8 protein-coding genes are annotated in these 8912 nt (G+C 71.0%); all 8 read right to left on the minus strand.

Annotation, left to right across the window (positions count from 1 at the left end):
• Positions 1–12 precede the first annotated feature (12 nt).
• Entirely contained in the window at positions 13–600 is a 588-nt protein-coding gene (locus Q9R33_RS15855) for an NUDIX hydrolase (RefSeq protein ID WP_310249405.1), read from the minus strand.
• A gap of 1 nt (position 601) precedes the next feature.
• The gene (locus tag Q9R33_RS15860) at positions 602–2299 is read right to left on the minus strand and encodes a CTP synthase (protein ID WP_311294367.1); all 1698 of its coding nucleotides are present in this window, start codon (positions 2297–2299) and stop codon (positions 602–604) included.
• 73 nt (positions 2300–2372) lie between these two features.
• Positions 2373–4064 carry a DNA repair protein RecN gene (recN, locus tag Q9R33_RS15865; protein WP_311294368.1) on the minus strand — a complete coding sequence of 564 codons (1692 nt, stop codon included), beginning with the start codon at positions 4062–4064 and terminating at the stop codon, positions 2373–2375.
• Positions 4061–5080 (minus strand): NAD kinase, encoded by a 1020-nt coding sequence (locus tag Q9R33_RS15870; RefSeq protein ID WP_311294369.1) that lies wholly within the window; start codon positions 5078–5080, stop codon positions 4061–4063. Before Q9R33_RS15870 ends, recN begins: the two co-directional genes overlap by 4 nt.
• On the minus strand, positions 5077–5877 hold the full coding sequence (locus tag Q9R33_RS15875; RefSeq protein ID WP_311294370.1) for a TlyA family RNA methyltransferase: 801 nt from the start codon (positions 5875–5877) through the stop codon (positions 5077–5079). The genes Q9R33_RS15870 and Q9R33_RS15875 overlap by 4 nt, the downstream gene beginning before the upstream one ends.
• Entirely contained in the window at positions 5874–6032 is a 159-nt protein-coding gene (locus tag Q9R33_RS15880) for a hypothetical protein (RefSeq protein ID WP_311294371.1), read from the minus strand. The genes Q9R33_RS15875 and Q9R33_RS15880 overlap by 4 nt, the downstream gene beginning before the upstream one ends.
• Positions 6033–6085: 53 nt before the next feature.
• Positions 6086–7120, minus strand: coding sequence for an HAD-IIA family hydrolase (locus tag Q9R33_RS15885; protein WP_056366997.1), 1035 nt, complete (start codon positions 7118–7120; stop codon positions 6086–6088).
• Positions 7120–8889: a primosomal protein gene (locus Q9R33_RS15890; RefSeq protein WP_311294372.1), complete on the minus strand. Its 1770-nt coding sequence runs from the start codon at positions 8887–8889 to the stop codon at positions 7120–7122. Before Q9R33_RS15890 ends, Q9R33_RS15885 begins: the two co-directional genes overlap by 1 nt.
• Positions 8890–8912 lie beyond the last annotated feature (23 nt).

Here is an 8912-nt window from a genome sequence, read left to right on the forward strand (position 1 = left end):
CCGGAGGGTTCGTCAGGCTCCCGTGGTGTCGGCCTGGCGCAGACGCTCGGCCGCGGCGAGGAGGCCCACCGCGAGGATGCCGTTGCGCAGCCGCCCCGCGAGGACTCCTGCGACGGCGTCGGCGAGCGGCAGCCACTCGAGGCGGATGTCGGCCTCCTCGTCCTCCCGCGCGTGCACCTCGCTCGCGGGGGTGAGACCGCGCGCGAGGAACAGGTGGACGATCTCGTCGTTTCCGCCGGGCGTGGTGAAGATGCTCACGAGCGGCTGCCACGACGATGCGACGAGGTCGACCTCCTCGGCGAGCTCACGTCGGGCGGTCTCGAGCGGCGTCTCGCCGGCCATGTCGAGCAGGCCGGCCGGGATCTCCCAGTCGCGGTGGCGGATCGGGTGCCGGTACTGCTGGATCAGCAGCACCCGCCCCTCGTCGTCCACCGCCACGACCGCGGCCGCACCGGGATGGTCGACGTACTGGCGCACGATCTGCCCGTCGCCGTACGCCACGGTGTCGCTGCGCACGTCCCACACCCGGCCCTCGTAGACCAGGTCGCTGTCGAGGATGGTGGCGTCGACCGGCTCGTCGGCGAGGAGTTCCTCCGCCACGTCAGTCGTTCTCGACCTCGAACAGCTCGCTCGAGCGGTGCCGCTCGAGCGCCGCGCCGACGAGACCGCGGAAGAGCGGGTTGGCGTCCGTCGGCCGCGAGCGCAGCTCGGGGTGCGCCTGCGTCGCGATGTAGTACGGGTGCACATCGCGCGGCAGCTCGACGTACTCGACGAGGTTCAGGTCAGGGTTGATGCCCGAGAAGACGAGACCGGCCTCGGCGATCTGGTCACGGTAGCGGTTGTTCACCTCGTAGCGGTGGCGGTGCCGCTCCGACGCGCGCTCCGCGCCGTACACCTCGGCCGCGATCGACCCCTCCGCGAGGTCGGCCGGGTACAGGCCGAGACGCATCGTGCCGCCCAGGTCGCCGTGGTCGAGGATGTCGACCTGCTCCTCCATGGTCGCGATGACGGGATGCTGCGTGTCGGGGTCGAACTCGCTCGACGAGGCATCCTCGATCCCGGCGACGTGACGGGCGTACTCGATGACGATGCACTGCAGACCGAGGCAGATGCCGAGCGTCGGGATGCCCTGCTCGCGCGCGAACTTGAGCGCCCCGATCTTGCCCTCGATGCCGCGGATGCCGAAGCCGCCCGGGATCACGATCCCGTCGAGCGGACCGAGCGCCTTGGCGGCGCCCTCGGGCATCTCGCACTCGTCCGAGGGGATCCAGCGGATGTTGACGTGCGTCTCCTGCGCGAACCCGCCCGCCTTGAGCGCCTCGGTGACCGAGAGGTAGGCGTCCGGCAGGTCGATGTACTTGCCCACCAGGCCGATGGTGACCTCGTGCTTGGGGTTGTGCACGGCGTTCAGCACGCGCTGCCAGCGCGACCAGTCGACGTCGGCGGCCTTCGACAGGCCGAGCGCGCGGACGATGTACTCGTCGAGGCCCTGCTCGTTGAGCATCGAGGGGATGTCGTAGATGCTCGGCACGTCGACCGCGTTCACGACGGCGCCCTCGTCGACGTCGCACATGAGCGCGATCTTGCGCTTGTTCGCCTCGGTGACGGGACGGTCGCTGCGCAGCACCAGCGCATCGGGCTGGATGCCGATCGAGCGCAGCGTCGCGACGGAGTGCTGGGTGGGCTTGGTCTTCTGCTCCCCCGACGCGCCCATGAAGGGCACGAGCGACACGTGCACGAAGAAGACGTTGTTGCGGCCGAGCTCGTGGCGGATCTGACGCGCCGACTCGATGAACGGCTGCGACTCGATGTCGCCGACCGTGCCGCCGATCTCGGTGATGATCACGTCGGGCTGGGGCGTCTCGTCGGCCTGGAGGCGCATGCGGCGCTTGATCTCGTCGGTGATGTGCGGGATCACCTGCACGGTGTCGCCGAGGTACTCGCCCCGGCGCTCCTTCGCGATGACCTGCGAATAGATCTGGCCGGTGGTCACGTTGGCCGCCTGGCTCAGCTCGATGTCGAGGAAGCGCTCGTAGTGCCCGATGTCGAGGTCGGTCTCGGCGCCGTCGTCGGTCACGAAGACCTCGCCGTGCTGGAACGGGTTCATCGTGCCCGGATCGACGTTCAGATACGGGTCGAGCTTCTGCATCACGACACGCAGTCCGCGGGCGGTGAGGAGGTTTCCGAGGCTGGCCGCGGTGAGCCCCTTGCCCAACGAGGAAACGACACCACCGGTCACGAAGATGTGCTTGGTGGTGTCGTTCGAAGTGTCGCCGCGGAAAGAATCAGAAGTCTGCATCACGGGCTTTTATCCTATCAGGCAGTGTTTCGATGAGCTTCGCAGAAGCTGAGGACACGCGGAGGCAGCGGACTCAGTCGACTTCGGTGCGAAGGCTGAGCAGCTCGCGTGCGTGGGTGAGGGCGGCGTCCGAGTCGGGCATGCCCGACAGCAGACGCGCCATCTCGGCCTCGCGGTCGGCGCCGTCCAGGCGACGGACATCGGATGCCGTGACCGAGCCGTCGTTCGCCTTCACCACCGTGAGGTGGTTCGCGGCGAACGCCGCGACCTGAGCGAGGTGGGTGACCGCGATCACCTGCGACGACTCCGACAGGCGCGCGAGGCGCCGGCCCACCTCGATCGCGGCGGCTCCGCCGATGCCGGCATCGACCTCGTCGAACACGAATGTCGGGACGGGGTCGACGGTGGCGATGACGACCTCGATCGCGAGCATGACGCGGCTGAGCTCACCGCCGCTCGCGCCGCGCGAGACGGCCCGCGGCTCGGCGCCCGGGTGCGGTGCCAGCAGGATGGCGACGTCGTCGCGCCCCGACGCGGACTCGGTGCCCGCCGTGACGGCGACCTCGAGGCGCGCGTCGGGCATCGCGAGCGCGCGCAGCTCGGTGCTCACGGCGGCACCCAGCCGCGCGGCTGCCTCGGCGCGCGCCGCGGTGAGCACCGCAGCGGTCTCGTCGAGGACGGATGCCGCGGCATCCCGTTCCGCCGTCAGCCGGTCGATGCGATCGGAATCGTCGTCGAGCTCAGCCAGGCGCGAAGAGCCGGTGTCGAGCAGTTCGATGGCGGCGTCGAGCGTGCCGTGCGCGCGGACCAGGCCGGCGAGCACGGCGCGGCGCTCTTCGACCGCGGCGAGCTCGTGCGGCCCCGACTCGTCGAGGTCGGCGAGGTAGCCCGCCAGGGCTGCGGCGATATCGGCGACCCGGTAGCCGACGTCGGCAAGCTGCCCGCCGAGTTCGGCCAGCACGGGGTCGTGCACGCGCTCGAGGGCGCGACGCGCCTCGGCGAGCAGCGCCCCGGCATCGGGTTCGTCGCCCTCGCCCGAGAGCCCGTCATGCGCGGTCGCGGCGGCGAGCCGGAGCTCCTCGGCGTTCGCCAGGCGCTCCGCGCGCGTCGCCAGCTCGGCGTCCTCGCCGGATTCGGGCGCCGCCTGCTCGATCTCGGCGAGCTGGTTTCGCAGGGCTTCGGCCTCGCGGGCCCGCGCGTCGCGGTCGTCGGTGAGCTGCGACAGTTCGCGGTCGATCGCACGCCAGTGCTCGAACGCGCGGCGGTACGCGTCGCGTGCGGTGTGGACGGCCTCGCCGCCGAACCGATCCAGCGCGTCACGCTGTGCGGCCGCGGATCGCAGTCGCAGCTGATCGGACTGCCCGTGCACGACCACCAGCTCGTCGGCGAGGTCGGCGAGCACTCCGGCCGGTGCGGCGCGGCCGCCGACTGACGCCCGCCCACGGCCCTCGCTCGAGATCGACCGCCCGATGTACAGCTCGGCACGACCACCGCCGATGGGCTCGACATCGCCACCGGCCTCGCGCACGCGCGCGGCCACCGGTCCGTCCTCGGGGACGATCCACACGCCGTCCACCGTCGCCTGCGCGGCGCCCGCGCGCACGGCGCCGGAATCTGCGCGCTGACCGAGCAGCAGCCCGAGTCCCGTCACGACCATCGTCTTTCCGGCACCGGTCTCACCGGTGATCGCGGTGAAGCCGGCACCGATCGGCAGCGTCGCCTCGGCGATCACACCGAGGTCGCGCAGGCGCATCTCCTCGATCACGGGGCCACCTCGCTGCCGACCACGTCGATCTCGACGTCGACGGCGGTCGCCGCATCCTTCGCCGGCCTCTGGGTCGGCATGACGCCCGTGATCGCGGCCGGACCGCGCCAGCCCTCGACGGGGAGGCGGAACTTGCGCACGAGACGATCGGTGAACTGGGCGGGGTGCAGGCGCGCGAGACGCACCGGGCGATCGGACCGCCGCACCACGACGCGCGCGCCCGGCGGCAGGTCGTGCGACCGGCGCCCGTCGCACCACAGGATGCCGGTGCCGTTGGTGCGCTCGAGCACCTCGATGGCCACGGAGTGCTCGGGGCCGACCACGAGGGGCTTGGCGAAGAGAGCGTGTGCCGACAGCGGCACCACAGCGATCGCCTCGACCGTCGGCCAGATCACCGGCCCGCCGGCGGAGAAGTTGTAGGCGGTCGACCCGGTGGGCGTCGAGACGACCATGCCGTCGCAGCCGAACGTCGACAGCGGACGGCCGTCGATCTCGACGACGACCTCGAGCAGGCGCTCACGGCTGGCCTTCTCGACGGTCGCTTCGTTGAGCGCCCACGTCTCGTAGATGACGGAGTCGGCGGTGTCTTTCACCCGCACCTGGAGCGCCATGCGGTCCTCGACCTCGTACTCGCGCGCAATGACGCGGCGGACGGCTTCATCCATGTCGTCGCGCTCGATCTCGGCGAGGAAGCCGACGTGGCCCATGTTGATGCCGAGGACCGGCGCACTGCCGTCGCGCACGAGTTCGGCAGCCCGCAGGATCGTTCCGTCGCCACCCAGCACGATCGCGAGTTCGATCTCGGTCACCGGCACATCGATGCCCAGCACCGCGACGTCGGCCAGCGAAGACCCCGCCTGCACGAGCTCTTCGCCGTCGTCGAGAGCGAGGACGGGACGGGCGCCGGCGGCGCGCAGCGCGGCGACGACGCGCTCCGCGGCAGCCACGGTGTCGGCGCGGTGGGCGTGCGCCACCACGAGGATGCTGCGCTGGGCCTCGGTGTCGGCGTCGTTCATCGGCTCCCCGCCAGTCGGTTCACAGTGCTCAACCATTCTGTCGGATTGCTCCCCCGACCCGGCGCGAGGTGTGCGATGAACTCGGAATTGCCGTGGGTCCCCGCGATCGGGGAGGATACGAACCCGCACGTGCCGAGGCCCGCGTCCCACGCCGCCCACAGCACGCGCGCGACCGCGTCGGCGCGCAGCACGGGGTTGGTCACGAGGCCTCCCTTGACCGCCGTGCGCCCGACCTCGAACTGCGGCTTGATCAGGAGCACGAGATCGGCATCGGATGCTGCGACCGCCCGCGCCGCGGGAAGAACATGGGTGAGCGAGATGAACGACAGGTCGCCCGTGATCATCGCGGGTGCCTCGGAGAGGCCGCTCGCCTCGGCGAGCGAGTCGGGGGTCATGTAGCGGACGTTGAACCCTTCGACCGCGACCACACCGGTATCGGCGGCGACGGATGCTGCGAGCTGACCATGACCGACATCGACGGCGATCACCGGCTCGGCGCCGCGCTCGCGCAGCACCTGGGTGAAGCCGCCGGTGGATGCGCCCATGTCGAGCGCGACGCGGCCATGGACGTCGACCTCGAAGGCGTCGAGGCCGGCGTTGAGCTTGTGCGCCGCGCGGCTGACGTAATGGTCGGAGACCGCCACCTCGATCAAGCTCTCGTCGCCGACGGGAGTGGAGGACTTCACCACGGGACGGCCGTCGACCGTCACGAGCCCATCGGCGATGAGCGTCGCGGCGTGGGTGCGGGAGCGCGCGAGGCCCCGGGCGGCGAGAGCGGCGTCGAGGCGGCTCGTCATGACGAGGTGCCGGGGGTCGCCTCGAGGCGACGGGCGAGCGTGTCGTGCAGCGCGTCGTACGCCTCGGCACGCGTGGCCAGCGGCTGCGCCTCGATCACCTCGAGGGTCGACAGCAGATCGCCGTGCTCGTCATCATGCGCATCGACTCGATCCATGTCCCCCAGAATACGGGGGTCGCCCGACACTCCCCGCCTTTCCGCGGCGAGGATCAGGGGCGGTGGAACGGATCCGCGTAGAGGCGCTCGGGCACGCGGAAGCCGAAGATCGCGCGTCCGGTCGACCAGATCGCTGCCGCACCCGCGCGCACGAGGTCGACCGGGGCGCCCTCGCTCAGGATGCGGATGTCGGCGCCGTCGATCGCGACGCGAGCGTCTCGCACGGTCGTGACGCCGTCTTTCACCTGCACCTCGGGGTAGGGCTCGTGGAGCTCGCGGAGGTCGCCCAGGATGTAGGTCGGACGCGAGTTCTCGGGCGCCGCCAGGACGTGCTTCGGACGATCCACACCCGTGAGCACCAGAGCAGACGGGATGCCGGCACGGTTGGCACCGAGGATGTCGGTATCGAGACGGTCGCCCAGGAACAACGGATGCTGCGCCTCGAACCGCGCGACGGCCTCCTCGAAGATCGGCACTTCGGGCTTGCCGGCGACGGTCGCGAGTCGGCCGACTGCCGTGTGCACGGCGGAGACCAGTGTGCCGTTGCCGGGCGCGATGCCGCGAGACTGCGGGATCGTCCAGTCCGTGTTGGTGGCCACCCACGGGATGCCGCCGTCTTCCTCGGGCGTCTTGAGCGCGAAGGCCGCCTCAGCAAGCTGAGTCCAGCCGACCTCGGGAGCGAATCCCTGCACGACCGCCGACGGCGCGTCATCGGCGCTCCGGGTCACGACGAACCCGGCCTTCTCGACCTCGACGACGAGGCCATCGCCTCCGACGACGAGGACCGTGGATCCGGGCGCGATCTTCTCCGCGAGCAGCCGCATCGCGGCCTGCGGGCTGGTGACGACGTCACGCGGCGTCGTCGCGAGCCCGAGCTCGCTCAGATGCGCCGCGACCGAGGCATCCGTGCGCGCAGCGTTGTTCGTGATGTACGCGAGAGAGCGGCCGTCGCGGGCGCGGTTGAGGCTGTCCACCGCGTGCGGCAGGGCGCCGGCACCCGCATAGACGACTCCATCCAGGTCTGCCAGCACGACGTCCACGCCGTCCAGCGGGGCGGGCGTCGCAGCCCGCCGCCCGAAGAGCGCCATCAGCGGTCGGCCTCGCCGTCGCCGGTCGCGTCGTCGACCCCCGCCTCCACGAGGATCTCGGCGACCTCGTCGGCGACGGAGATCTCCTCCTGCTCCTCGGCAGCGGGTTCGGGCTCGTCGACGGCCTGGGGCTCGTCGACGGCCTCGGGCTCGCCGAGATCCTCGGACGTGTCCCGCTCGGTCTCAGCCTCGTCCTCAGCCTCGGACTCGAGGTCCTCTTCGACGACCTCCTCGACGAAGACGGTCTCGAGGTCGCCGAGACCCGATGCCGCGTCGATCGCGTCTGCCGCGATCACCGCGCGACGCTGCCACTGCGCGGCCTCGTCCGTGCGGCCGAGCTCCTCGAGCACGGCGGCACGGGCGGCGAACAGCGCGGGGCTCCACTCGAACGCGCGATCGGGATCGAGTTCTGGGATGTCGAGTTCCTGCAGCGCGCGCTCGGGCTCGCCGAGGTCGAGACGGGCACCCGACATCGCGATCGCCAGTTCGACGCGCACCGGCGTGTCGAGCGTGGAGCGGTCGACGGCGCGACCGACCTCGAGCGCGCGATCGGCGCGCCCGACGCCCCGCTCGCTGTCGACCATCAGTGCGATCTGGTCGTCGCGACCCGAGATCCGCCGGTAGGTGCGCAGTTCGCGCAGGGCGAGCGCGAAGTCGCCGGTCGCATAGGCGGTGATGGCGAGCGTCTCGCGGACGACGGCGATGCGGCCGGCGCGACGGGATGCCGACAGCGCGTGCTGGTGCGCCAGCGCCGGGTCCTCGTCGATCAGCTCCGATGCCATCACGAGGTGACGCGCGACCTCCTCGGCGTTCTCCTTGCTGAGGGTCTTCAGCTCGTTCCGTGCAGCCGGCGGCAGGTCACGGCCGGTGACATCCTCGGGGATGACCGGGTCGTCGTGTCGCGGGCGTACGGCACGGATCTCGCCCTCGCGGACGGCGCGGTCGGGGCGGTTCGCTCCCCCACGCATCGGGCGCGCGGAGCGCTCGTACGGCTTGTGATCGCCGTCGCGCTTCACGTAGGGACGGTCGCCATCGCGCTTCTCGTAAGGCTTGCGGTCGCCGTCACGCTTCACGTAGGGACGGTCGCCATCGCGCTTCTCGTACGGCTTGCGGTCGCCGTCGCGCTTCGCGTAGGGACGGTCGCCATCGCGCTTCTCGTACGGCTTGCGGTCGCCGTCGCGCTTGGCGTACGGCTTGTGGTCGCCGTCGCGCTTCGCGTAGGGACGGTCGCCATCGCGCTTCTCGTACGGCTTGCGGTCGCCGTCACGCTGCGCGTAGGGACGGTCGCCGTCGCGCTTCACGTAGGGACGGTCGCCATCGCGCTTCTCGTAAGGCTTGCGGTCGCCGTCACGCTTCACGTAGGGACGGTCGCCATCGCGCTTCTCGTATGGCTTGCGGTCGCCGTCGCGCTTGGCGTACGGCTTGTGATCGCCGTCGCGCTTCGCGTAGGGACGGTCGCCGTCACGCTTCACGTAGGGACGGTCGCCGTCGCGCTTGGCGTACGGCTTGTGATCGCCGTCGCGCTTGGCGTACGGCTTGTGATCGCCGTCGCGCTTAGCGTAGGGGCGGTCGCCGTCGCGCTTGGCGTACGGCTTGCGGTCACCGTCGCGGCTCGCGTACGGCTTGCGGTCGCCGTCGCGCTTGGCGTAAGGCTTCCGATCTCCATCGCGGCTCGCATAAGGCTTGCGGTCAGCACCGGCCGACGAAGACTTCCCGGTGGATCGTTCGCGCGGCGCGCGTCGATCGTCGCGCGGCTCCTGCTCTGGCATTCTTCGATCCTCCTGGATCCGTT

The organism is Microbacterium sp. PRC9 (assembly GCF_031844125.1).
Taxonomy (GTDB): domain Bacteria; phylum Actinomycetota; class Actinomycetes; order Actinomycetales; family Microbacteriaceae; genus Microbacterium.

Coding starts and splice junctions, on each gene's coding strand:
- Q9R33_RS15875 (WP_311294370.1), bottom strand. CDS start 5,877: ATGACGAGCCGCCTCGACGCCGCTCTCGCCGCCCGGGGCCTCGCGCGC.
- Q9R33_RS15890 (WP_311294372.1), bottom strand. CDS start 8,889: ATGCCAGAGCAGGAGCCGCGCGACGATCGACGCGCGCCGCGCGAACGA.
- Q9R33_RS15860 (WP_311294367.1), bottom strand. CDS start 2,299: ATGCAGACTTCTGATTCTTTCCGCGGCGACACTTCGAACGACACCACC.
- Q9R33_RS15870 (WP_311294369.1), bottom strand. CDS start 5,080: ATGAACGACGCCGACACCGAGGCCCAGCGCAGCATCCTCGTGGTGGCG.
- Q9R33_RS15885 (WP_056366997.1), bottom strand. CDS start 7,120: ATGGCGCTCTTCGGGCGGCGGGCTGCGACGCCCGCCCCGCTGGACGGC.
- Q9R33_RS15880 (WP_311294371.1), bottom strand. CDS start 6,032: ATGGATCGAGTCGATGCGCATGATGACGAGCACGGCGATCTGCTGTCG.